We start from the raw sequence: 24,931 nt of genomic DNA on the forward strand, positions 1-24,931 counted from the left end.
AAACCCTCCCTTGATCAATCATTACCACTTAGCAGTATGGCACGCATTAGTATAAAAATGCAATCGCTTACATGGTTTGTGAATAAATGTCTTATTATTTGTCCATATTAAAGTTGGGCCACAAAATCATCACAGCGACTAAAGTTTTTTTGCGGTATCAAATATACATTTTTAACTATGATTAGCCTTATTTTAATAGTAGTTATGACTTTCCAAGCCTTTTAAATTAGAGTCACAGTTACTTATTTCAACTCTAAAAAAAATTGTGTTTCATAACACAACGCCTTGAATGGTTTTACCTTTCATGAAAAAGGTATACAATAATTTTCAAGTTAGTTGATGATTTGGAGTGCAGTAACTTATGAAAAGAATAAAGAATCTTGAATCAAAACCCAAACTAGGCGATCGGTTTTCAATTGGCGGTCTGATTATCGCTTTAGGTGTTGTGTATGGCGATATCGGCACCTCGCCGCTATATGTTATGAAATCCATTGTCGCTGGAAACGGCGGCATGGGACACATTTCCGATCGATTTATCTTGGGTGCGGTATCCTTCGTCTTTTGGACATTATTTATTGTAACCACGCTTAAATATGTCTTAGTTGCTTTACGTGCAGATAATAATGGTGAGGGCGGTATTTTTGCGTTATACACCTTAATCCGTAATCGGGGTAAGTGGCTGATCGTCCCCGCGATGATTGGGGGCGCCTTCTTGCTAGCAGATGGTATGTTGACGCCTTCAGTCACGGTTACTACCGCTGTGGAAGGCTTAAAGGGGGTCCCGATCAATCATCAGATCTTGCTCTCTACCCAATCTGAAGTTATTTTAGTTACCATTTTAATTTTAGCCTTTCTATTCTTCATCCAGCGTTTTGGAACAGAATTGATCGGCAAGGCTTTTGGGCCGATCATGTTACTTTGGTTCACTTACATAGGTATTGTCGGTCTAGTGGGCATGTCTAAAGATTTAAGCATTCTCAGAGCCCTTAATCCCTACTATGCCATCCAAGTGCTTTTCTCGGCAGATAACAAAGTCGGTATTTTTATTTTAGGGAGTGTTTTCTTAGCAACTACCGGTGCTGAAGCGCTCTACTCTGATATGGGTCACGTAGGCCGAAAAAATATCTACGCGAGCTGGCCCTATGTAAATTTATGCTTAGTCCTGAACTATTTTGGTCAAGCTGTCTGGATCTACCAACACAACAATAATGCCGCTTTTGCCAAAATTTCTGATTTTAACCCGTTTTTTGAAATGCTGCCAAGTAAACTCCGTATTTTTACCATCATCATTGCAACTTTAGCTGCAATTATTGCTTCACAAGCATTGATATCTGGTTCTTATACCTTGGTTTCTGAAGGCATTCGTTTGCATCTTCTGCCCCGCTTACACGTCATTTACCCGACCAATTTTCGGGGTCAACTCTATATTCCTACTGTCAATGCGATTTTATGTCTCGTTTGTTTAACCATTGTTTACACCTTTCAAACTTCTGAACACATGGAAGCAGCTTATGGTTTAGCCATCACTGTGACCATGCTCATGACAACGTTATTGCTATTTGAATTTCTGCGTAAAAAGCATGTCCCTACAATTTTGAGTTTAGGCGTCCTCCTCTTTTTCGGTAGTGTTGAATTTATCTTTTTCATTTCCAGTCTAGTGAAATTTGCTCACGGTGGCTGGGTCACCATTTTGATTGGTGCAGCTATTTTAAGCATCATGTATATTTGGCAAATGGGGGACTATTACCGCAATAACAATATTTATCGTACCGAAGATGTCTCATTAGTAGCCTATAAAAATCAACTCAGCTCTCTTTCAAAAGACGACCGTTTTCCTCTGTACACGGCGAACCTCGTTTATATGACTAAGGTTCATGACGAACGCTATATTAAGAAAACCATTCTTTATTCTATTTTAGATAAACGTCCAAAAAGAGCCGGTGTTTATTGGTTCGTGACTGTCAATGTCACTGACGACCCCTATTCTGCCGGGTATACTGTCGAAACATTTGGAACGGACTATATGATCAATGTCCAATTATATCTAGGCTTTCGAGTGGAACAAAAAGTCAATGTTTATCTAAGACAAATTATCAACGATATGATCGCAAAAGGCGAATTGCCAGCTCAACCGCAACAGTACACAACAATTCCGGATCGTGATGTCGGTGATTTTTCATTTGTCATGTTACAAGAAGAATTATCCCCTGAAACCGAGATCAAGGGCTTTCAGAAAGCAATTATTCAGGCGCGTCTTTTCTTACAAAAAATCACTGTCTCGCCTGCAACTTGGTTTGGTCTAGAATACGCTGATGTGATTACGGAACGCATTCCTTTAATTCTTGGAAAAATTCCGATTGTTAAATTAAAGCGGCTCAAACAAAAGCCTGAGGACTTCAGTAATACCCTATAATCTTCAAAGCGATAAACCGAATATTTATGAACTTTTTAACCTTGATTGACCGTTTTTCTGTAAATAAATTGTAACGAATATTAATTCCTGTTTACAAAAAGATTATTTCTATAAATAAATCAATAATTCGTGTTATGATTTAAAATACTAAGTCGTGGTCATGATTATTGGAGGTATTTGCGTAAAATGAAACGCTCACAAAAAAAGACAATAAGTACGTTCGCAATTATCGTTGCGTTAAGTCCCTTATTGTCTTTTGGGCATTCAACCCCTTCTTGGGCAGCGAGTGAAGCAGCTACTGACAATCCTATTTCTAAACCAGTTACTTCAACTCAAAGTGCGCATCAAGATGGACAAGCTAATGATGGTGACAAGTCTATCTATAGCAGCTCCAGTAGTCAAGCTACCACGAGTTCAAATCATTCTGAGAGTAGCAGTGATACAAGTTCAGCTAGCTCTTCTTCTAGTAGTTCTAGTGCTTCAAGCAGTTCAAGTAGTTCTTCGAGTAGCTCATCCAGCTCTTCTAGTTCATCCAGTTCAAGTAGTTCTTCTGCCTCTAGTAGCTCTAGTTCTACCAATCCACCTGATGATCACTCTGGCACTAATGAAGATCATAATTCCAGTAGTTCGGACAATAGTGGTCAAAATGTCACCCCTACCCCACCTACTGATGCTCAAAATCAACCAGATACCGGGGCTACACCAGCGCCTAATCATACACCAGCCAATAATGCCGATCAGGGGTCAGGTACAACGGGACGTGCCCCAACAATCAGTTTCATCATTCACTTCGTAGATGAATCTGGTGAAGCCATTAGCACACAACAAGTGGTCCAAGATGTCATTGGGGCTAATTATACAATCAAAGCCCCCAAAATTGCTGGGTATACTTACCTTAAGTCAGACCAGTCATTAACAGGCACGATCACAGCCAACCAAAATGATATAACACTGATCTATCATAAAGATTCCGTGGCCTATCGCGATTCTCAAAATCATTTGATCAATCCCTCGGAAAAAAGTGAAATTGCGGCCATTGATTTCCAAGTTGGCACATTCAAAGTAGGTAAAGACGTTAAACCGCCAGAAGGTGTCTATAAAATCTCTGTGGTTGATTCTAGAGTCAGTGGCAATATTCAAGTCTTTGATGCCCAAAACAATTTAATCAAACAAGTTGATTACACCGGCCCAGCCGATCAAAAGTTTACAATTAGTAAACAGCCTGCAGCTGATGCTCATGTGAAGGCGGCGCCAGATCGAATCTTATTACTCAATGATGAAACCCTTAAAATCAACATACCTAATGGCGTGCGATTAATTCCCGACAATGATGATCAAACAGCAGCTGACAATCAAACGCAACAAATCAAAAGTCAAAAGCACTTTACAAAAGCAACAGCACTGCATCCAAAAACACACCATACATTTTTGGATAGTGTCAGCAAATTCATTTGGGGTATCGCAAAAAAGATCAGACTTCTTTAAGAAGCTGATCTTTTTTAGTTCTATCAAATTTAAATATTCGCTTTAATTCTCATTTTTCGCTGCAGATTTAACTGAGCATCAAATTGATAAACAATAGCTTCACCGTTGGCAACTTCAACGCCATCAATGTCAGCGTCAGAAATCTGCTCAATGTATTTGATCATAGCACGTAAACTGCTCCCATGAGCAACAACCAATTGATCTTTGCCTAAGCGTAATTTGGGTGCAATTTGTTCCTGATAATAAGGATCTAACCGATTGGCGGCCATCTGTAAACTTTCACCCCGTGGGATACAGTCAGCAGTTAGTTGGGCATAGCGACGATCCTGATCGCGGCGAGAAAGTAGTGGGGGCACACTTGTAAAACTGCGCCGCCAACGCTGCACTTGTTGTTTGCCAAATAACTGCCGCGTATCGTCTTTATTCAAGCCACGTAACGCACCATAATGACGTTCATTCAAGCGCCACGATTTATATAGCGGTAGATCATTTAAATTTAAAGCATCTAAAATTAAATAACTTGTCATGATTGCACGTTGTAACACTGAAGTATGGCAAGCACGAAACTTAAAATCAAATTCAGCTAGTTTTTTACCAATTGCCTGTGCTTCTTGTTTACCCTTAAGCGTCAATGGCACATCAGACCAACCAGTATAAACGTTCTGTTGATTTGCGACACTTTCGCCGTGACGTACAAGTACCAGATGTGACATCTAAAGAACTCCTTTGAAAAAATGAAAATGACAATAAAATGAGATATAATTAGAATATATTAATTTTCACTGGAGGTTATCATGAAAATCCAAGTTCCAGCGACCACAGCAAATTTAGGCGCGGGCATTGATTCCTGTGGCTTAGCTCTTTCATTATATCTAACGGTAACGGTTGGCCCTGAAACCGTTGAATGGCAGGTTAAACATAACTTATCTGCCAGTATCCCTACTGATTATACCAATATAATGGTCGAAACCATACGACAAATTGCGCCTGACGTCATGCCTCACCTCTTGATCGTACATTCGGATATTCCCACTGAACGTGGCTTAGGTAGTAGTACAGCCGCCATCGTTGCTGGTGTTGAGCTAGCTAGTCGCCTCGGTGATCTAAATTTGTCTATGACCGAAAAAATTGCCCAGGCCTCTTCGTTTGAAGATCATCCGGATAATGTTGCCGCCGCTTTTCGGGGCAATTTCGTAATTACAGCCATGGTCAAGCAACGTGTCTATTCTGTCCGTCATTTGTTCCCAGAAGCAGCAATTATCGTTCATGTCCCCAATCACAAGTTAACTTCTTACGAAAGCCGTAATGCACTTCCCAAAACGATTGCTTATGATCAAGCCATCACTGGCAGTGCGATTTCAAACGTCATGATTGCAGCAATTATCTCGGGCGACTTAAAACTGGCGGGTCCCATGATGGAGCTAGATACATTACAAGAGACGTACCGGGATCAATTTGTCCCAGAATTAGAGGCTAAACGGTTCGTCGCCAAACAAAACGGCGCCTATGCCACCTTGATCTCCGGAGCCGGCCCAGCCTTGATCACCATTGCACCTGAAACTTCACGGCAGGCGATTAAGGCTGCCTTACAACAACAATGGCCAGAAGATACCTATTTAGATCTCTCGGTTGATAAAGATGGCCTCCAAGTTTTCTAACTCAAATAAATTAATAAAAATGGGATTCAGCACAAACTTTTCGTTTGCCGACTGATCCCATTTTTGTAGTACCTATCAAATCAATCAAAACTAATCACTGAAACTCAATTTGTTTCATTACGCTTAGCATAGTTGGTCGCTGCCACTTTAGATTGTAAAGCTGCTTTTTTGGCAGCCAACGCTTTACGATCTGCCACTAATTGTGCTTGCGCCGCTTTATCAGCAACTTCACCTTCTGCTTCAACTGTATCTAAATAATCGTCGGTAGCCATTGTATTCTTTTGTTCGGTACTGCGTTGTCCCAAGAAACTGATTGTGGAACCTACTAAAATAATCGCAATACCGACCAAAGTGTTCACAGCAATGGACTCACCCAAAATGAATAAGGCCATGATTGGCGCCAATGCTGGTTTAATAAAGAAAACCAATGAAGCAGTAGAAACATCAGAGCGTTCCATAGCAATGAAGTAAGTTGCAAAACCAGCCCCAGTGACGCCAATACCAATATATAAGATCATTAGAATCGTTTGACTGGAAATGCCGGCAAAGAAAGGCATGTTGACAAAATCTTTGGCCAGTGCAGATTGTCCCATCAGGGCGCCAACAAACGGCAAATGACTTAAGGCCATCACAAAGGCCAACTCTAAACTACCTAAAATAAAGGTAAAGCACGTCATAGTCACGCCATCGAAACCTTGGTTTTGAGAGATTTTACGAGAAATAATACTATAAAACCCAAACGTGATAGCTGACCCAACTACTAAAATCATGCCAACTGGTGCCGACAGATGGAATGGGTTGATGATCACGATCAAACCAACGGTAGAAACCAAAACCGAAAGTAAATTTGTACGCGATAACTTCTCATGTAAGATCAAGTAAGAAAAAATCAGCGCAAAAACTGGGTTGGAACTGAATAAAACTGCCACAATCGAAGCTTTACCATAGACAACAGCTAGTTGAAATAGCGTCATACTAACGATCACACACAATAATCCGGTCAAGGCGAAGCCTAAAAGTGCAGAACGGTCCAATCTTAAATGATGGATGCGCATCGAGCGAATGGCTAATGGCAACAACACCAAACCACCAATCAAGAATCGGATGAAATTTAATTGAATGGGGTTAAAGACGCTGCCAGCCATTTTCAATGTAATTTCCATAGAACTGAACAAGAATGTTGAAACTAAAACGAATAGAAAAGTTTTTCGCAAGTAAAAGGACTCCCTTAAAAATTTAGCGAATGTTTTGCGTAATTGTCATCAAAATCGGAATAATCACCATGCTGATCACCGTACTTTCGGTAACCATAATGGCAGCATAGTCAGCATCTGCACCATAAAGTTTAGCCACAACGGGGGCATTGGTCATAACTGGCATCGCTGACTGCATGATAAAAACTTGCTTTAATAAAATTGGTAATCTCGTTAGCAGCACCAATAGTGCCATCACAAGCGGTGCAAATACAAAGCGGCCCATCAAAATACCAAGTGCATCTTTCGTGATGCGGAATGAATGCAAACCAACAATACCGATCTGAATACCAATAAAAAACATGGATAATGGAATGGTTAAACCGCCAATATATTGCAAGTCAGACATCAAAAATGTTGGCAAATGCCAGCCTAAAATCACAAAAATCACGCCGAGGATGAACCCAAATAATGGTGGTGAAAAAACTTTTTTAATGGCTGTCCATAAATTAAAGGCCACATCTGAGCTGCCGTCTCTTTTGATCAAATAAACCCCTAATGTCCAAAAGAAGAAGGTGTTCGCCATATAATAAACCAACACATAGGGTAGACTGGCATCCCCAAACAGTGCCCGATTAACTGGCAAACCAATAAATACCGTATTTGAATTAAAGAACATCGACTTAAAAAGTCCAGCTCGTGTCTTCGGAATTCGAAAGATCTGCACGGCCGCAAAAGAAAAAGCAAAGAGAATCAACATTGAAATAACTGGGAACCGCAAATCTGGTAACAAAGTTTCCAGCTGCTTGCGCGTAAAATCTTTCATAATTGTCGCCATCATATAACATGGCAAAGCAACTTGCGTCACAAGCTTGGCAATCAAATGACTAGACCGGTCATCGAACCAATGAACACGTGTGAGTACATATCCCACGGCAATCATGACCAAAATAATTAGAACGCCAGATAAACTATTGAAAAAGACAGCCATACCATTCCCCCATTTGGTCGTCAAATTATTCACTAGTTTAACACTTTTTCAGAAAACTTTACAGTTCCTTACAGAAAATGAATGCGACCTACTTCATCCATAAGGTACAATAAAGCAGTATTGGAGGAGTAATACCTTGCAGCCTTTTTGGAAAAAAATCATTCATAATCAAATATTTAAATTTATAACCCAGTGGAGTTTAATCATTATTGCCATCATTGGTGTGGCGTTATTTCTATTTACTTCTGTCTTTAACAACCAGGCAATCTTTGGCTCATCAATGCAGCCCAACTTTAACCCTGGTGACCGTGTGATCGGTAATCAATTGAGTGCAGTCAAACGCGGTGATGTCGTTATTCTCAAGGCACCTGATGAAAATGGTGATCATCACTATATCAAACGTATCATTGGCTTACCCGGTGATCGCATTTACGCTAGTGACGATACCCTTTTTGTGAATGGTAAACCCGTCTCCGAACCTTATTTGGATACTTACAAAGAAAAATTAGCCCCAGGTGATCATTTAACAGCCGACTTTACCTTAAAACAGGTTACTGGTACGGCTAAAGTCCCGGCTGGCAATTACTTTGTCTTGGGGGACAACCGCCGTATTTCTCGAGATAGTCGTCAATTCGGTTTCGTATCTGCCGATGACATTCGCAGTGTCGTCTTTTTGAAGTATTGGCCTTTGAACGATGTGCATTTTTACTGAGTATCCAGACACTATAAAATAAACCAACATAAATTTTAAATACGCTGTAACTGCCTATAAAAAATACACCTATTCAGATAACCAAGGATTACTTACCTTGTTTACCTAAATAGGTGTACGGCTGCTTCAGTCTTTTACGTTATTTACAATTTAAATTTTAATGCATTTTACTAATAATGAATGTGCAAGAGTTGTGCGCGTTTCACATCTTCAATGGTTTGGGTACCAGCTAATTGCATATCAATCTTCAATTCATCATTCAAAGTTTCGAAAACGGATTGAACACCCAATGCACCACCAAGTGCCAAGCCATAAATGACTGGCCGACCCATTGCAACTAAATCAGCGCCGGATGCTAAAGCCTTAAATACATGAGAACCACGCCGAACCCCACTATCAAAGATAATTGGCACCCGATGGTTTACAGCCTTAGCAACAGCTGGTAAAACATCAAAGGAAGCTGGCCCACCGTTTAATTGACGGCCACCATGGTTGGAAACATAAATACCTTGGGCCCCCGAACCAATAGCTAACATGGCATCGTCTGGTGATTCAATCCCTTTAACGATTACTGGTAGATCCGTGTAACTAGCAATGCGTTCAACATCTTTACCACTGATCTTTTGAGCAGCAGAAGCATAAATTTCTGCGATACCCTTGCCTTTACCATCACCATCTGAATATTCAGAAAGGTTAGCCATTGGAATCGGAAATTGGAAGTTATTCCGCATATCTTCTTCACGGTAACCATCGATCGTAGCGTCAACGGTCAAAATGATTCCTTTCACGCCTGCTTTTTTAGCTTCATCAAGCAAATGCTCGTTAAAGTCCCAATCTTTACTCATATATAATTGGAAAAATTGGGGGGCCCCATTGCCAGCAGCTGCTGTGTCGGCAATGGATGTCGATGAATAAGTACTTTGTGCCATTAAGCCGCCGACAGCTGCAACGCCCTTAGCTGTGTCTTTTTCACCTTGAGCATGAGCCAAGCCCTGAGCAGCAGTTGGTGCCATCATAATTGGTGTTTTTAAGTTCAAACCAAAGACGTTTGTCTCGGTTGAAGGATTTTCCATATCAGTTAATGACCGAGGGACAATTTGTGCATGTTCAAACGCATTTGAGTTTTCACGTAGTGTCCATTCGTCTTCTGAACCACCACGAATATATCCAAACCCACCTTGGGGAATAATAGCTTTGGCCTTAGCTTCTAACTCGGTCAAGTTAATAATGTTTAATTTTTCTTCACGATCACTTTGTTCGTATCCATTTACAATTGTCAATCTAAGGACCTCCAAATAGCTAACTTTTTGTAAGAACAAAGTCTATTATATACACTTACAAAAAATAAGCAATACTTTTACCACAAAAAATTGGTCTATTTTACCGTCTTGAATCAAGAAGCTCGTTAAACAAACTAAGCCTAACAACATTAAAAACGTTCCATTTACCATAAAAAAACGCTAAAATTTTTTCTAAATCAAATGATCGGCAATAAATAAATCTACTTTCTAAGATAATAATAACAGGCCGTAAAACTGTGCCAATAATAGGATAAAAAACTTCCCAAGTTCAATCACATGAAAAAAATCGGTGAGTAAGCTAAGATATAATTGTATCCGCTTTAAAAAAGCGTTATACTCATAAATGAAATCACTGCTTACTAAATGTAAGAGATAAATTGGAGGGTATTTTTATGACTGATACAATTAAGTCCGGTGTCGCAATGGTCAAGGTTCTTGAAGACTGGGGTGTTGATCATCTTTACGGTATTCCTGGAGGTTCTTTCAACTCCACGATGGATGCTTTGTTTGAAGAACAAGCTAAAATCAAATACATTCAAGTCCGTCATGAAGAAACTGGGGCAATTGCTGCCGCAGCCGATGCAAAATTGACTGGTAAAATCGGGGTTACTTTCGGTTCTGCCGGCCCTGGCGCAACCCATTTATTTAACGGTCTTTATGATGCCAAAATGGACCATGTGCCCGTTTTAGCCTTGATTGGTCAAGTCGCCGCTTCAGCAATGAATACCGACTTCTTCCAAGAATTGAATGAAAATCCAATGTTCGCTGACGTATCCGTTTATAACCGGACCGTCATGACACCGGAACAATTACCACATGTGGTAGATCAGGCGATTCGTCAAGCCTATGCTAAAAATGGTGTGGCCGTTGTCACGATCCCTGTTAGCATGGGTTGGGAAGATATTCCAGATACTTATGTTTCCACAGCCCACAACTACCGGAAGCCAAATTATGAACCTGATGTCAAAGATGTAGATGAAGCCATCAAGTTGCTAGATGCCGCTAAACGGCCTGTACTTTATGTTGGCCAAGGTATTCGTGGGGGCTCTGATGTCGCTCAGAAATTGGCTGAATTTTACTCGATGCCGATCGTTTCCTCTGTATTAGCTAAAGGCTTGATTCCTGATAGCAACCCGGCTTACATGGGCACGGCTGCACGGGTAGCTTCAAAGCCAGGCAATGACATCATGGCCAACGCTGATACGATTTTGTTTGTTGGTAGTGACTTCCCATTTGCTGCTTATTTCTTTAATCAAGCGGCTAAGTTTATCCAAGTAGATATCGATTCTTCTAAGTTTGGTAAGCGCCACACCACTGATGTTTCAATTCATGGTGACGCTAAACGAACAATGGAATTAATTTTAGAGCGTGGTCATCAAAAAGCTGAAACCGGCTTTTATAAAGCTGCTTTGGCTGATGCTAAGAATTGGCACGAATGGCTCGCTGGCTTTGCCGATAGCGACCGCACACCATTACGTGTTGAACCTGTCTACAAAGAAATCAACCGCATTGCTGACGAAGATACGATTTTCCCTACAGATGTTGGTAATGTCACGATCGACTCTGTGCGTTTCTTGGACATGAATCCAAAACAAAAATTCACGACTTCTGGCTGGTTTGCAACGATGGGCTATGGCTTACCTGCAGGTTTAGCCGCACAATTAAGTTATCCTAAACGCAAGGTCATTACGATCAGTGGTGACGGCGGTTGGGCGATGGCTTCCCAAGATATTGTTACTGAAGTCAAATACAAGTTACCAGTTGTCAACGTTATCTTAAGTAATGATAGTTTTGGCTTCATCAAGGCCGAACAAGATGATACCCATCAAAGTCACTACGGGGTAGATATCGAAGGTGCCGATTGGGGTGCAGCGGCAACGGCTCTAGGTGCTAAAGGATTCACCGTACGGACATTGGCTGAATTAAAAGCTGCTTTCAAAGCTGCTGAAAATCCAGATGGTCCTGTTGTCATTGACGTCAAAATTGCTGACGAACGGCCAATTCCAGTGGAAGGCCTCGTGATCGATACCGAAGCTGGTCATTCACAAGCTGACGTTGATGCCTTTAATAAGACTTATGAATCTAGTGATTTAGTACCGTTTAGAAAATATCTGGAAGAATTTAATGCTTAATTTATGTGAGCGCCTTTTGGAACACATTTAAAATTTAATTATTTGCAAGTAGAGGGCGAGGCAAAACTGACGTTTTGTCTCGCCCTCTATAGTCTTATATCACTTACTCAAACAGTAATATCACACCCATTTTTAAAGATATCTTCTCTTGACAGAGAAAAGTTATAAGTGTAATACTTTATTTGGATAGATCAGTAAGCGGTTACCATGCATGTTGTCAGTAGCTATCATGGTACTTCAAGCTGATAACTGAATTAGTATGACTTAAATCAGCTAGAAAATGAAAGAAGTGATATCTAATGATGTATCCTTATATTAATTTAGGGCCTAGAGATGGCGTTTTGATAATTGCAGCCCTGGTACCGTTAGTTTTAACACTAGTTTTCAAGTGGTCATTGTTGGAATTTGTACTTTCTGTTATTGCCGTAATAATTGCGTTTCTGGCAGGCAGCATGAAAACGGATGAGAAGAACATGCTTTCGTTTCTAAAAAAATAACCTAGATTGCATTTATTTCAGACCGTACAGTACACAACCAGGTCTAAAGACAAAAAAGTAAAAAGCACTTGCTCAGTTTTTCTAGCTGGACAAGGGCTTTTTGTTAGCTCTCAGTAGTCGGACAATTTTCGCCAAGCTCATCTAAAAATTCATGCCAATAATTCTCATATAACTTAACCAGCTGAGGCGAATGAAGTACCCGAAAAACAGTAAGACTTTCTTTGACCTTTTCTTCAGCTGCTTGAGGGTTGCCCTTCAAATAATTTAACAGCCCCTTGATGAAATGTAAGACATTTTTTTCATAAAGATATTGTTCGTTATGAATTGCATGTTCTGCTTGCTCGATCAATTGAACCAACTCGGCCGTTTTACTTTGAAATGCCATAATGAAAGCTGTTTTTAAGATAATATATAAAAAATCTGCTTGGTGGTTCCAGTTGACATCGATCATTTCGGACCCATTTTTCAACATTTGCTGTGTTAAATAAAATGTCTGGTCTGGTGAAAACAAATCTATGATACTCATGTAAAGCCTTATTTCATAATGCGTCCAAGTTTCCTTTTCAAAAAGATAGTTATACAGAAAAAACTTCTCCTCTGAATCAACGTTAGCGGCCTGATGTTTGGCCAAGATTGCTTTCTCTTTAAGGAAATTCACATAGTTATATTCTGTTCGATTCACCAACCATTTATGATAATAATAGTTTTTGAGCTGATTTGAATATGCGATGCTTTGTGCGTCCGCATAATCCTTAGTATCTTCGTAATGAAATGGCTGGTAACAATTGTTTCGATTATTATGTATGTAAACAAATTCCTCTATCGAAACATTGATATTCAATAATAAGTGATAAAGCTTATCAAAAACAATCTTGCTTTGACCGCGTTCAAAACGTGATAAAAACGACTTTGAAACAACATTTTTGGCTGCTGCGGTTAAACTGATACCTTTAGCCACTCGCAACTCTTTAAAAGTTTGTCCGTAATCCGTCATATGTCGAGCCTTCTCTTTGTGAACTATATGCAACCTACGCTTAGCCATTATAACAATGATGTTACCCTAGTGCTATAAACTACGAACAGGAGTGAACATCATGGTTATTTTAGAAATTAATTCGAGTAGCAGACAAGATAGCAATTCCAAATTCATGGCTGATCGATTGCTTAAGGGCCTGCCACATGACTGTATTGATCTTAACCAATATCAAATCAACCCAATCATAGATCAAAGACACAGCGGCTTAGCCTGGCAATTTACTAAAGATGACTATCTAGCAGCGTTCAACAAATTACTAGCAGCCGATGTTTTGGTCTTTGCCACCCCAATTTATTGGTACGGTCCTTCAGGATTGTTAAAAAATTTTATTGATCGTTGGTCACAAAGTTTGGCAACGGTGCCTGACTTGCGGCAAAAAATCAAAAATAAAATCGTTTACTTATTGCTTGTTGGCGGTGATAATCCCCATGTCAAAGGCCTACCGACAATTCAGCAATTTGAATATATTTGTCAATTCTGGAATTGGCGTTTTACGGACTATGTTATCGGAACAGCCAATCGCCCCTTAGATATAGCCCACGATCAATTAGCCATTAACAAACTGGACTTTCTGAACCACAAGTTCCTTGAGGCCTGCTATGCGTCATAACCACATACACTTGCTTTTTTCAAAAAGATTTAGGAACTTCTTCCTAGCTGACATTATTTCTGGGTTTGGGGTCGGCATGACGACCGTAGGCGCCAACTGGTACATGCTGCAACAAACCCATACCAGCAAATTAGTCGGGCTTTATTTAACCATCAACGTGTTGGCCGGCTTTTTGATGGCGCCCTTAGCTGGTGCGCTCACCGACAAATACTCACGCAGAAATGTCATATTATGGTCATTCGTGGGCCGAGCCATCCCGATGATACTGATTGCAGGGATCTTTTATTTAACAGGCTTTAATATATGGCTTATGTTTATTTTGTCAATCATTACCGGCGCTGGATGGATCACATACATGTCAGCCTCACGAAGTTTTATTCAAGTTATTATGCCCCTAAAATATTTAGGCACGGCAAATTCATTTATTGAAATCTCACTTCAAGTCGGTATGTTCATGGCTGGCGCAATTTCCGGTATTATCTTACATTATGCTGGATTCCTAGTTGTTTTGGTTGTTAATATTTTAGTTTTTGTCATCGCAAGCTTATTGATTTTGAACGTCACTAAAGACAAGCAACCAGTCAATACCAACGACGCACAAAACTCAGGTCTCAAAAAGGGATTATCTTATGTATGCCATCATCAAACGATCATCAGCCTTGGTTTGTTATCAATCCTGCCATTAATTGTGACACAGCTTTTCAATGTTTCCTCACCAGATTACGTTTATACGATTCTGAAAACCAACAGCGTCGTCTATGGTACTGCTGATATGCTTTACGGCATTGGTGGCCTTGGCGCTGGATTAATCACAAGTGGGTTAATTGCACACTTTAGACAAAAGCCGTTAATGATCATGTTGTTTTCACTCGCCACTTTGGTACTTATCAGCTTATATTTCTGGCATTTTATCGGTCTACTTTTCCTGAGTACCTTTGGCCTTGGCTTTTCCAATTCTGCTTTAAGAGTAGTGACAAATACTGCTCTAATGAAAATCGTTAAGCCGCCCTTTATGGGCCGTGTGACTTCTTTGTGGAATGGACTCGCTCAGTTTATGAATATCTTTGCCTCTACAACAATGGGGCTCACTAATGATAAATTTGGTGCTAACTTTGGCTTCTTATGTATGAGTTTCATTATGAGCCTTGGCATCATTGCAAGCGTCCTCACTTTAAAAGCCAAAAGAACGACCGAACCGTAATATTCAATATCCCTGACTTTGCTGGTAAAAAGCGATAGAAAATGCCACAACTAAAAAGGCAATCACGCTGATCAAAATAATTTTCCGTAATTTACGGCCCAATGGATTATCCGGATTCAACTGAATCCCAAAGCCAAAATGTTTGGGGATCCATAAAGGCGTTTTTTGTTTTTTCATAGGCTACACCTGAGATTGACGCATATGCTTGGCTAAACGGACCACAATTTCCGTTAAAATGAATAAAGAGCCTACTGAAAAAAGAACCAACCAACCGGCTAGTTTCAAAGTCATTTGCCGATTCCAAAAGAACAACGCAACCAGAGCCAAATTCGTTAATAAACCATAAGCGGCACTAAATTTTTGAGCGATCAACCAGCTTCTAGGATCTGCTTGCGCCGCTGGTGTTCGGAATCCAACATGATTATGTCCACTATCATGATATTTGGGCGTATGTATCAAGCGAAAGAACATGACAACGACTAGAAAGACAGCAACACTACGATATAACCACATTATAATCACCTCATAATTCATAAACTTGATTTTTCAGTGCTCATTCTACACGTTTCTAATAAAATTGCCATCGAAATTTTTCAATAAGCTATTTATTACGTTATTACGCCTATTTACGGTTGAACTGCGTTTCAAGAATTAATTGAAGCGTTTTCGGTTTCATTCTGTTGTCGCACACGGATACTTAAGCGCCTATAATAGATGGTAAATTAATTAGAAAGGTATGAGGTTGTGCGAGAAATCAAATTACCCTGGTTACTAGCAGGCGCCCTTTTGAGTAGTACGGGTATGAGTTTTATCTGGCCACTAACCAGCGTTTACCTCCATAATCGCCTAGGCATCAACTTAACTCTGGTGGGTCTTGTACTACTCTTTAATTCTTTGGCAAGTGTGATTGGTGATTACCTTGGCGGTTATCTTTATGATCATTACAACCCTTATCGCTTGCTTCTAAGTGGTATTTTACTGACGATGTCCAGCTTATTAGCCTTAGTCTTTTGGCATAACTGGCCTATTTTTGGGGTATTACTTTTTACATTAGGTTTAGGTCAAGGCTGGAACCTGACGCTAGTCAATGCGATTGGAACCAGTATTCATAACCATGATGGCCGTTATGTATTTAATATGCTTTATTTTGCCCAAAATCTTGGGGCCGTCCTAGGTGCCTCATTGGTCGGCTACGTTTATAGCTTTGGGGTGACCTGGTTATTCATCATTGCCTTGGTCCTTTTTATTTTTTTCTACTTAATTGTCGCCATCACTTATCGCCCCATCGCGCATATACAGCGACATCATGCTAAGTCCAATACAAAAAAACCAGTTGTAGCCTTGCCCAAGGGGAATCACTGGTTGGTGCTAACCTTTTTGATTGCATTGCTGTTGATTTGGATCATGTACCAACAATGGGTCTCAAATCTTTCGGTTTATATGACGACATTACATATTCCATTAAGTAAATACAGTTTGTTGTGGACGTTAAACGCTGGCTTGATCGTCATCATTCAATTACTGCTAAATTGGCTAGGCCATCATTTTCAAAATTTATTTATCCAAATCGAATTCGGTATCTTTATGGTTGCCCTTTCCTTCGGCAGTTTGATTTTTGCCAAGGGTTATTCAAGTTTTGTACTCGCCATGATTATTTTGACCATTGGGGAAGCCACTGCCTTTCCAGCCATTCCAGCACTTGTTAACTTACTGACACCCACGGCCAGTAAGGGAAAATATCAGGGTCTGCTAAACGCTTTCGGTGCTGCTGGCCGGGCATTAGGACCCTTATTAGGTGGCATCATTATCGAACACTTTTCTTATATGCATCTGTTTATCATTGCCCTTAGTACCATTATGTTCGTTTGGCTTGGTATCTTTTTGGTCTGGCATCTCGTCCAGCACCACTTGACCTATTACGATCACCTCAAGGTGCCATAATTTTTAGATATAACGGATAGGTGGCTTTTCTGCTGGTCACGACAATTATTTTGATCTTATTGCGTCGCTTTACGCACAATTTAAATTTAGACACCGCAATTCACTTGGCCTTTTATTATATTTTTAGCTGAGTGTGACACAAGGATTTTCAACCATCACTTAGTTGGCCGTCCTTAATTGTCAATCGTGGTGCTGAGATCAGCTGAAGTATGGTTGCTTGATGGGTCACTAAAATAATAAGATGTGTCAATTTCAACTGGTTCAACTGATCTACAAAGACCGGAATCGAAGTGCTATCTATGCCACTAAAGACCTCATCTAACAATAACACCTGTGCATTGGCCGCAATGGCCGCAATTAGGGCCAGTTTTTTGATCATGCCTTGTGAATAAGTCCTTATTTGGTCATCTAAAAATTGGCTTAAATGAACTCGCTGACACAACTGCCAAATATTGATCTGATGCTTTGCGGACTGATGTCGTACCTTATAAATCAATTCTAAAAATTCTTTACCCGTTAGCTGCTGATACATGAAAGGCTCATGCGGTACCAGATAAATATCATCGCTAGCATTTGTAAAAATAATTTTACCAGTGTCAGCCACCACGTCTTGCATCAGTAATCTAAATAATGTTGTCTTGCCAATACCGTTAGGCCCATTCAATAGAAATAGACCTGTGTCCGGGAAAGACCAACTACAGCGATTCAAGATTTTTGTATGGCCTAACGTCAAGGAAACTGCATCTAAGCGAATCATAATCGTCACCTACTTACTTTTTTCGCTCAAATTCCGCGCCATAACTACTGGGAAGTGTCCCTGCCGGCTTAACGTCCAAAGTAAGACATAAAGTCTGATCAAATAAAGGCCAACCAAGACCAGCCCTACCCTGCTTTGATTTTGAAATAATTGTACTTGGTTCAAAGCCAGTACCAACGCACCGCCCAAACTCAGAACACCAAATAAAATCAAGTGTCGATGAGACAAATTCAGATATTTATTAATCATTAAAAATACAATGATCATTGCATCACTGATAAGCAAAAACAATCCAATGGCGCCCAAAATTATGGGTTGCGTCAGGGACTGGAATTGACTCAATGCTAAAACCATACTAAACATAATCGGCAGTCTTATAAGTTGACCAATTCGACTGCGAATGCGGGAGATATCCCGATTTATGCATTGATTATTTGATGGCAGTACTTGTAAATACGGACTAGTTAAGATTTGAATACCTAACTGCCCCAGCATCATGATCAACGCCAAAGTTATCATAATTAAAATAATCGAAGCACTTGGTAACAAGCCCACCACAAAAGCAACTATACTTATGACTTCAAAATAACGTACGATTATCCCGGCAATGACTTTATTTAAAAGAAAAGTGAAGTTGGAAACATTGGCCAGTAGTAAAATTTCAGGCGCATTAAATCCGAGGATTTGTTCCACATAAGTATCTTTATGATTCCAAAATAATAGTCCCATAATTGTTATAAAAGTTAAAAATAATTTTCCCGACAACCCCGTTATACTGTGCGTCATCATAAACATACCAATCATTAATAAGAGCGTTCGAAGCATATACCTGCGCCGTGCACCGAGCTTGCCTATAAACATTTCCTTCAAGTAAACATAAAACAATGTGTTTTGGACAGTTTTAAATCGGTTGAGTAGCCATTGGTCTAAAAATATGGGCTGATTTGTGATCACAAAACTTCGTTGTTTATAGCTGCTTACCTGGTTTGCTAAGACATAGCTAAGACTGACTATTACCAATAAGAAAACTAGAATCTTGAAACTATCAATCAGATTTGGTTCGAAAGCATTTCGAATTACAAGAGCGCCAGGATACCAAGTATTGACAGCTACAACAACTGATTTCCGCTTAACAGCAGCGCCTTGAAAGCACCAGCAAGATGAAGCCCGTTATTTGTAATAAATAGCCCAATATTTTTAGCCATAAACGAGCTGATTTTGACAACTACCACAAGCAAAACAAAGCCTAGACCGAAAATACCATATCTTAGCCAAAAATGTTTAACGTTTGCGAATACCGCAATTTCATGAACCATCATAAAAAAGAACAGTAAAATAAAATGGAAAAGAATGCCTTGAATGGCAATCAAAATCGTGACAAACACTGGTGTTTTCAAAGCCATACTTGCACCACCAATTGTCAGCAGCTCACTAAGAAAGGTGTTAAAGAGTGCGTACTCAATAAAGTAAATCAAGCGTAAATGCTCGCCTTGAACTTTGGTCAGTTTTAAAAGCGACTTTAAAAAATTTAATTCAGTGTCACTAATTTGCTGATAAGCAATTTGACGCTCAAAGTAAGGTGTCAAAATATAAAAAATCGTAAAATAGCCGATCCAGCTGGTAAATATTGTGAATTGTAAAATTTGATGTTCTAAAAACATGAAGCCAAAGCCGAGTAACCATGAAACACCCAGCCCAACTATCCGCAAGCCTAATCGATATAAGTTGAAATATTTGGACTGATCCGTAAGTGTCATTAAATGAAAATTCTGCCAAACGGATCGATAATCATTTCGCCATTTATATTTTAGCCACAGACCTAAACTCATAACGACTACCTCACAGTCAAATTGAGTCTTGTGAGCTCTTTCATTAACCTGCTTCTAGGCTAAGTGTAAGACGTTAGCTTTTTTAAAACAATTAAGACCTTCTTTAAAATAAAATCCTGTATAGCTGCATATAAAAAGTCGGGACAAAACTAACATCTTGTCTCCGACTTCTATTAGTCACAAATAGCTTAATTTCAAATGCACGCTATATGCTTATCGCCTAACCATGAATTCCGTAAGCATTAAGGCGATCGGCATTTTTTATATCACGTTCTTGTCCGAAGCTATTATGAATCTTTTTGCCCACTGCCTGGCGTTTCATGGCCTTTTTGAACGGTATAAACCTTCGCACCAGTACCAGCTAAGTGGCCATCCTGAGCAATCAGATATTCTGGCCGAATGGGTTTGTTTTCTAAAAAGGCTTCTAAAATCTCCCGCGTTCCAGCAGCATAGCGTGCTTGTGCTGACAAGGTCGTCCCAGACATATGTGGGGTCATTGCCTCGTTAGGCATTGTCCGCCAAGGATGATCTTTAGGTGCAGGTTGTGGATACCAGACGTCGCCAGAATAACCACCTAATTGTCCAGATTTCAATGCCCGCACAATGGCGTCGCGATCAACTTCTTCACCACGGCTATTGTTCACAATGTAGGCGCCACGTTTCATCGTATTGATGACGTCATCATTAAATAAATGGTAAGTTTGGGCATGTAGCGGTACCGCCAAGACAGCTGCATCAACGATCTTAACCATTTCATGCACATCAGGATAATAAGTTAAACCTAAACTTTGTTCAACGTCTGCTGGTAACTGATGCCGCTGGTTATAAACTAACTTTACACCAAAAGGTTTTAGCCGTTCCAAAACAGCGCGACCAATTCGGCCAGCGCCAATCACACCAACCGTCATGCCTTCGATATCATAAGCCCGTGAAGCGGCATCAGCAATATTCCACCCGCCATCACGCACGATATCATGCGCAGGGATAAAGTTACGTACTAACGCCAATAATTGCATCACTTCAGCTTCAGCGACACTGATACTATTGCTATAAGTCACTTCAGCCACAGTTACATTGTGCTCATTGGCTGCGTTTAAGTCCACATGATCCGACCCGATTCCAGCGGTGATCGCCAACTTTAAATTTTTAGCCTTATCCAGGCGTTCAGCGGTTAAGTACGCTGGCCAAAATGGCTGTGAAATCACGACATCAGCTGTCGGCAGCTCTTTTTCAAAAACCGAATCTGGTCCTTCTTTGTCCGAAGTGACCACATATTCGATGCCTTGAGATTCCAAATATTTTCTTAAACCTAACCCACCGGAAACACTGCCCAACAGTTCACCAGGCTTAAAATCAATATTTTCTGGTGTGGGTACTGATGATCCATCTGGATAATGGGTAATCTTGGGAATATCGTCCCGTACATATTTTGGCGGAAAACCCGTTACAGGATCTGGATATAAAACTGCTAATACTTTTGTCATAAAACGATCCCCCTTTGACTAGCTGTATCAAGATACACCTAAATTCTAGCACAAAAGTAATCGTTTTCAATTATTGTAAACTTAATAAAATATCATACGGCTATCACTCGCATACTATCTGAATCCAAATATGATAAAAAGTATGACTGAAATGATTAATGCCGCTAAACCTACGATCAGCATACCAATTCCAAACCAACGATATTTTTTATTCGTACGTAAATACTCATCAGCATCACCAAATGTATTGCCAGCAAGAAGATGTAACCATTTACCATGATAAATTTTAAACCCAATTACAAGAAATAAGAGTGCTATCCCAATTAATATTAATTCGCCCATAATTAATCGCTTCTTTATTGGTTATCAATTGACATCATTTGAATATATTTTTTTCAACTTTTCAACTCGATTGTAGCACAAAAAAACAGCCGTCAATTGACAACTGCTCTACTAACCTCACACGCAAACAAACAAAATGATCCCAAAAATAATCAATAATCCATAAACATACTTTACCATCTGTTAATCAAAAATGATTTCATATGTAGCAGTAAAAAGGTCAAAAGTACATATTTTATAACCAAATAATCTCATTTATAAAACCCCTTTCATTCTATACTAAAAACAACGATGCATCGTGAAATGCTACAAACACAGGCTTTCTGTGTCCTTTATCAATCAATAGGCTGCTTAAAAAGTATAGACTGACAATTTAATAAATTCATAGTTTGAGTGTCACAAATAATGACAGCGTTTTACAGGTCATTATATATAAGGGGGCTTTTTGTTGGATACAACAACTCAACATACTTCAAAGAAGAAAAAATTTAGTAAACTCAGTTCATTAATCGCTTTTGCTTCTGGGAATATTGGTGGCTCAGCTGTTTATATGACCTTTGGTACTTACTTCATGTTATATATTACCAGCGCTATGTTCACTGGCGTATCTAAAGCCGAAACAAACAAATTAATTGCTATGATTACCACATTAATCGCCATTATTCGGGTTGCTGAAATATTTTTTGATCCGATCATTGGTAATATCGTCGACAATACCAATACCAGAATCGGTAAATTTAAACCTTGGTTAATCGGTGCTGGGATTGCTTCTTCAATTCTACTTGTTGTTTTATTTACAGGTATTTTTGGCTTGTCTCGAGTAAACTTTACCCTATTTACCATACTTTTTATCATTACTTTTATTGCCTTTGATATATTTTACTCTTTTCGGGATGTTTCATATTGGGGCATGGTGCCAGCCTTAACTGAAGATAGTCGTGAACGTTCCCTCTACACCGCTGCAGCCAACTTTACTAGCTTTGGCCAAAACATTGTCACAATGATTATTGTTCCGATTGTAACTTATTTTACCTTTTTGTTTACAGGTAAAAGTAATGAAGGCCAACCAGGTTGGACTGTTTTTGCAATAATCATTGCCGCTGCGGCGATTATCTTCTCATTAACTGTTGCTTTTGGTACTCACGAAAAACAAAGTGCCGTTCGTCAAATCACTAAGAAAAAAACAAGTCTTAAAGAACTCGTCCATGCGCTAACCCATAATGATCAGATGTTATGGACTGCATTACCCTATTTAGTATACGGCTTTGGAAATGCTGCGACGGCAGGTTTAATGTTTTACATGTTCAAATATGTCGTAGGCCGCCCCGATCTATTTTGGATAACCGGAGCGATTCCAACCATTGCTGGCTTTTTTACCTCACCACTTTTCCCAGTTATCAATAAATGGGTTAGCCGCAAAACCATCTATGCTGTCAGTATGTGCAGTATGATATTAGCGTATGTTCTTTTAATCATCTCCACAGACAGTTTGCCAATGGTTATCACCGCTATGGTCTTATATTACGTCCCTCAAGGATTCATCTTCATGGCAGTCATCTTAACTCTAACCGACACTATTGAATATGGTCAATTGAAAAACGGTACGCGTAATGAAGCAGTTACTCTAGCAATCCGGCCCATGTTGGACAAATTATCCAGTGCCATCAGCACTGAGATCATTGGTTTGGTTGCTGTAGCCGCTGGCATGACTGGTACTGCGACGGCAGCTTCCATGACATCTAGTGGAATTTCCTTATTCAAGTTAGTTGCTTTCTGGGCTGGCTTGTTACTACACATATTGGCACTAATTATTTATGTATTAAAAGTAAAAGTTTCTGAAAAACGTCATGCTGAAATTGTTATCGAATTGCAAAATAAATTGGCTAATGAAGGTATCACTGAAGTAAGCAGTAAAGAGGGCCCAATCGTCTCAGTTACACCAACCACCATTGAGACGACTGTTTGTGCCCCTGTTAGTGGTGTTGTTGAAAAGCTTAGCAACATTACTGACGAGATGAATCATACTGGTATTGTTGGCAAAGGTATTGGTATCAAACCAACAGAAGGTAAAATTTATGCGCCTTTTGACGGTCGTTTACTCCTATTGTTTACAACCAAACAGGTGATTGGCCTCCGTGCCAGTAATGGCCTAGAAATTTTAATTCACATAGGCTTAGGGACTGTTAATATGCGAGGACAAGGCTTCATCACTCATTTCGATGAGCTGCAGACTTTTAAAAAAGGTGACTTATTAATAGAATTTGACCGGGATAAGATTGAACAAAGTGGGTACAAAGATGATGTGATTGTTTTACTAACAAAAACGAGTCAAATTCAAACCATAACATACACTGATCAAGCGGTGGTCCAAACGGGTGACGAATTACTGAAAACTCGTTACAAGCTTAATTCGAAGACAACAGAAAATAAGTTTAAATAAATTTCTTAAACTGTTGTGGTGTGACTCGATAAACTTTTTTGAACTGATGAATAAATTGAGAAGTGTCTTGGAACCCCACGGCTAAACTGATATGTTTTACTTCCCATTCTGGTTTAGCCAACAACAGTTCACGAGCTTTCTGCAAGCGATAATTGGTTAAGTATTGTAATGGCGTGATGTGATAAATTTGTTTAAAAATCCGATTCTGATAAGTAATAGAGTACTGAGTCACGGCAGCTAAGGCCTGATTGGTAATATGCTGAGCATAATGCTGATTGATATACTCAATAATTGGCATGGTAATCTCTTTATTCTGCCGATTAAAAGCCTTTAAAGCTTCATTTTGTTTCAACAGCATTACGAAGCGATAAATCTCAGTAGATTGATCCAGAATTGCCGCAATACTGTGCTGATTAAAAGCCTCGAACTTTTGCATCGGAAATGCCAGCAACTCTGCAGAAGGTTTAGGCACGTAAAGATACTTAGTGACCCCTAAATAAGTAATCAAACTTCTCGCTAAAGTCCCATCAAAAGTAAAAAATGCTGTTTGCCAAGTCTGCCTAGAATTTTGTGACATATAGCGGTGGGGTACACCTTTCAACAAAAATATGCCTTGATCTGGTGCTAAGACGATCTTTTGATTTTCAACTTCAACGACACCAGTCCCTACCTCAGACTGTAACCAATGAAAAGCATAATAACCGTTTTTCCGAATCATCGGACCTTGCTGCCAGTGATAACCAATACTATCGCAATACAAGGGAAAATCCTGAGTTGGTCTATTAAAAGCGATCCGCATAAATACTACCCCATTCACTATTATGTTGTCAGCAATAAGATTAAGCTCATTTGTTAACGCTGCCAATTTATGATTCCTAAACTATTATACAATTATAATTAACTTGCTTG

General features: G+C 39.6%; 23 protein-coding genes. 10 read left to right on the forward strand and 13 right to left on the reverse strand.

Going from position 1 to position 24,931, the window contains the following annotated elements; translation table 11 throughout:
• Positions 1-361 precede the first annotated feature (361 nt).
• Together ACNAN0_RS09210 and ACNAN0_RS09215 are read left to right on the forward strand one after the other, a co-directional pair.
• Positions 362-2,413: a KUP/HAK/KT family potassium transporter gene (locus ACNAN0_RS09210; RefSeq protein ID WP_416353137.1), complete on the forward strand. Its 2,052-nt coding sequence runs from the start codon at positions 362-364 to the stop codon at positions 2,411-2,413.
• Positions 2,414-2,599: 186 nt separating this feature from the next.
• Positions 2,600-3,898 carry a MucBP domain-containing protein gene (locus tag ACNAN0_RS09215; RefSeq protein ID WP_230912637.1) on the forward strand — a complete coding sequence of 433 codons (1,299 nt, stop codon included), beginning with the start codon at positions 2,600-2,602 and terminating at the stop codon, positions 3,896-3,898.
• 29 nt (positions 3,899-3,927) lie between these two features.
• Here ACNAN0_RS09215 and ACNAN0_RS09220 read toward each other — a convergent pair whose 3' ends face one another.
• Positions 3,928-4,611, reverse strand: a complete 684-nt coding sequence (locus ACNAN0_RS09220; RefSeq protein ID WP_230912636.1) for a 2,3-bisphosphoglycerate-dependent phosphoglycerate mutase — start codon at positions 4,609-4,611, stop codon at positions 3,928-3,930.
• Positions 4,612-4,692: 81 nt separating this feature from the next.
• Between ACNAN0_RS09220 and thrB the strand changes: the two genes are divergently transcribed.
• Positions 4,693-5,556, forward strand: a complete 864-nt coding sequence (gene thrB, locus ACNAN0_RS09225) for a homoserine kinase (protein ID WP_230912635.1) — start codon at positions 4,693-4,695, stop codon at positions 5,554-5,556.
• A gap of 104 nt (positions 5,557-5,660) precedes the next feature.
• On the opposite strand, the gene ACNAN0_RS09230 is transcribed toward thrB, so the two are convergent.
• Complete coding sequence (locus ACNAN0_RS09230) at positions 5,661-6,770, reverse strand: DMT family transporter (RefSeq protein WP_416353138.1); 1,110 nt, start codon at positions 6,768-6,770, stop codon at positions 5,661-5,663.
• A gap of 22 nt (positions 6,771-6,792) precedes the next feature.
• Complete coding sequence (locus ACNAN0_RS09235) at positions 6,793-7,740, reverse strand: AEC family transporter (RefSeq protein ID WP_230912633.1); 948 nt, start codon at positions 7,738-7,740, stop codon at positions 6,793-6,795.
• Between the two features lie 136 nt (positions 7,741-7,876).
• Between ACNAN0_RS09235 and lepB the strand changes: the two genes are divergently transcribed.
• Positions 7,877-8,452 carry a signal peptidase I gene (lepB, locus tag ACNAN0_RS09240; RefSeq protein WP_416353139.1) on the forward strand — a complete coding sequence of 192 codons (576 nt, stop codon included), beginning with the start codon at positions 7,877-7,879 and terminating at the stop codon, positions 8,450-8,452.
• Positions 8,453-8,622: 170 nt separating this feature from the next.
• Here lepB and ACNAN0_RS09245 read toward each other — a convergent pair whose 3' ends face one another.
• Positions 8,623-9,732, reverse strand: coding sequence for a lactate oxidase (locus ACNAN0_RS09245; RefSeq protein ID WP_230912631.1), 1,110 nt, complete (start codon positions 9,730-9,732; stop codon positions 8,623-8,625).
• A 413-nt stretch (positions 9,733-10,145) separates the two neighbouring features.
• On the opposite strand from ACNAN0_RS09245, the gene spxB reads away from it, so the two are divergent.
• Both spxB and ACNAN0_RS09255 read left to right on the forward strand, forming a co-directional pair.
• Positions 10,146-11,885: a pyruvate oxidase gene (gene spxB, locus ACNAN0_RS09250; protein WP_230912630.1), complete on the forward strand. Its 1,740-nt coding sequence runs from the start codon at positions 10,146-10,148 to the stop codon at positions 11,883-11,885.
• A 299-nt stretch (positions 11,886-12,184) separates the two neighbouring features.
• Complete coding sequence (locus ACNAN0_RS09255; protein WP_230912629.1) at positions 12,185-12,382, forward strand: hypothetical protein; 198 nt, start codon at positions 12,185-12,187, stop codon at positions 12,380-12,382.
• A 103-nt stretch (positions 12,383-12,485) separates the two neighbouring features.
• On the opposite strand, the gene ACNAN0_RS09260 is transcribed toward ACNAN0_RS09255, so the two are convergent.
• A complete protein-coding gene (locus ACNAN0_RS09260; RefSeq protein WP_230912628.1) occupies positions 12,486-13,376 on the reverse strand; it encodes an Rgg/GadR/MutR family transcriptional regulator in 891 nt (296 codons plus the stop codon).
• Between the two features lie 100 nt (positions 13,377-13,476).
• Here ACNAN0_RS09260 and ACNAN0_RS09265 point away from each other — a divergent pair, with 100 nt between their 5' ends.
• A complete protein-coding gene (locus tag ACNAN0_RS09265) occupies positions 13,477-14,028 on the forward strand; it encodes a flavodoxin family protein (protein WP_230912627.1) in 552 nt (183 codons plus the stop codon).
• Positions 14,018-15,229, forward strand: a complete 1,212-nt coding sequence (locus tag ACNAN0_RS09270; protein ID WP_230912626.1) for an MFS transporter — start codon at positions 14,018-14,020, stop codon at positions 15,227-15,229. The genes ACNAN0_RS09265 and ACNAN0_RS09270 overlap by 11 nt, the downstream gene beginning before the upstream one ends.
• 3 nt (positions 15,230-15,232) lie before the next feature.
• Here the strand turns inward: ACNAN0_RS09270 and ACNAN0_RS09275 are convergent, their stop codons facing one another.
• Together ACNAN0_RS09275 and ACNAN0_RS09280 are read right to left on the reverse strand one after the other, a co-directional pair.
• Positions 15,233-15,406: a hypothetical protein gene (locus ACNAN0_RS09275; protein ID WP_230912625.1), complete on the reverse strand. Its 174-nt coding sequence runs from the start codon at positions 15,404-15,406 to the stop codon at positions 15,233-15,235.
• Between the two features lie 3 nt (positions 15,407-15,409).
• Positions 15,410-15,742, reverse strand: a complete 333-nt coding sequence (locus tag ACNAN0_RS09280) for an SdpI family protein (RefSeq protein ID WP_230912624.1) — start codon at positions 15,740-15,742, stop codon at positions 15,410-15,412.
• A gap of 231 nt (positions 15,743-15,973) precedes the next feature.
• Here ACNAN0_RS09280 and ACNAN0_RS09285 point away from each other — a divergent pair, with 231 nt between their 5' ends.
• Positions 15,974-17,170, forward strand: a complete 1,197-nt coding sequence (locus ACNAN0_RS09285; protein WP_230912623.1) for an MDR family MFS transporter — start codon at positions 15,974-15,976, stop codon at positions 17,168-17,170.
• A gap of 148 nt (positions 17,171-17,318) precedes the next feature.
• On the opposite strand, the gene ACNAN0_RS09290 is transcribed toward ACNAN0_RS09285, so the two are convergent.
• The 5 genes from ACNAN0_RS09290 to ACNAN0_RS09310 form a co-directional block, all read right to left on the reverse strand.
• Positions 17,319-17,927, reverse strand: coding sequence for an ATP-binding cassette domain-containing protein (locus ACNAN0_RS09290; RefSeq protein ID WP_416353140.1), 609 nt, complete (start codon positions 17,925-17,927; stop codon positions 17,319-17,321).
• A gap of 9 nt (positions 17,928-17,936) precedes the next feature.
• Entirely contained in the window at positions 17,937-18,752 is an 816-nt protein-coding gene (locus ACNAN0_RS09295; RefSeq protein WP_416353141.1) for a hypothetical protein, read from the reverse strand.
• 284 nt (positions 18,753-19,036) lie between these two features.
• Complete coding sequence (locus tag ACNAN0_RS09300) at positions 19,037-19,756, reverse strand: hypothetical protein (RefSeq protein WP_416353142.1); 720 nt, start codon at positions 19,754-19,756, stop codon at positions 19,037-19,039.
• A 287-nt stretch (positions 19,757-20,043) separates the two neighbouring features.
• A complete protein-coding gene (locus ACNAN0_RS09305) occupies positions 20,044-21,240 on the reverse strand; it encodes an NAD-dependent formate dehydrogenase (RefSeq protein WP_230912620.1) in 1,197 nt (398 codons plus the stop codon).
• A 114-nt stretch (positions 21,241-21,354) separates the two neighbouring features.
• Positions 21,355-21,582 (reverse strand): hypothetical protein, encoded by a 228-nt coding sequence (locus ACNAN0_RS09310; RefSeq protein ID WP_230912619.1) that lies wholly within the window; start codon positions 21,580-21,582, stop codon positions 21,355-21,357.
• Positions 21,583-22,090: 508 nt separating this feature from the next.
• On the opposite strand from ACNAN0_RS09310, the gene ACNAN0_RS09315 reads away from it, so the two are divergent.
• The gene (locus ACNAN0_RS09315; RefSeq protein WP_407929108.1) at positions 22,091-24,022 is read left to right on the forward strand and encodes a glycoside-pentoside-hexuronide (GPH):cation symporter; all 1,932 of its coding nucleotides are present in this window, start codon (positions 22,091-22,093) and stop codon (positions 24,020-24,022) included.
• Here ACNAN0_RS09315 and ACNAN0_RS09320 read toward each other — a convergent pair.
• Complete coding sequence (locus ACNAN0_RS09320; RefSeq protein WP_230912617.1) at positions 24,015-24,821, reverse strand: AraC family transcriptional regulator; 807 nt, start codon at positions 24,819-24,821, stop codon at positions 24,015-24,017. The genes ACNAN0_RS09315 and ACNAN0_RS09320 overlap by 8 nt on opposite strands.
• Positions 24,822-24,931: the final 110 nt, after the last annotated feature.

This window comes from Agrilactobacillus fermenti, assembly GCF_047943045.1.
Classification (GTDB): Bacteria; Bacillota; Bacilli; order Lactobacillales; family Lactobacillaceae; genus Agrilactobacillus; species Agrilactobacillus fermenti.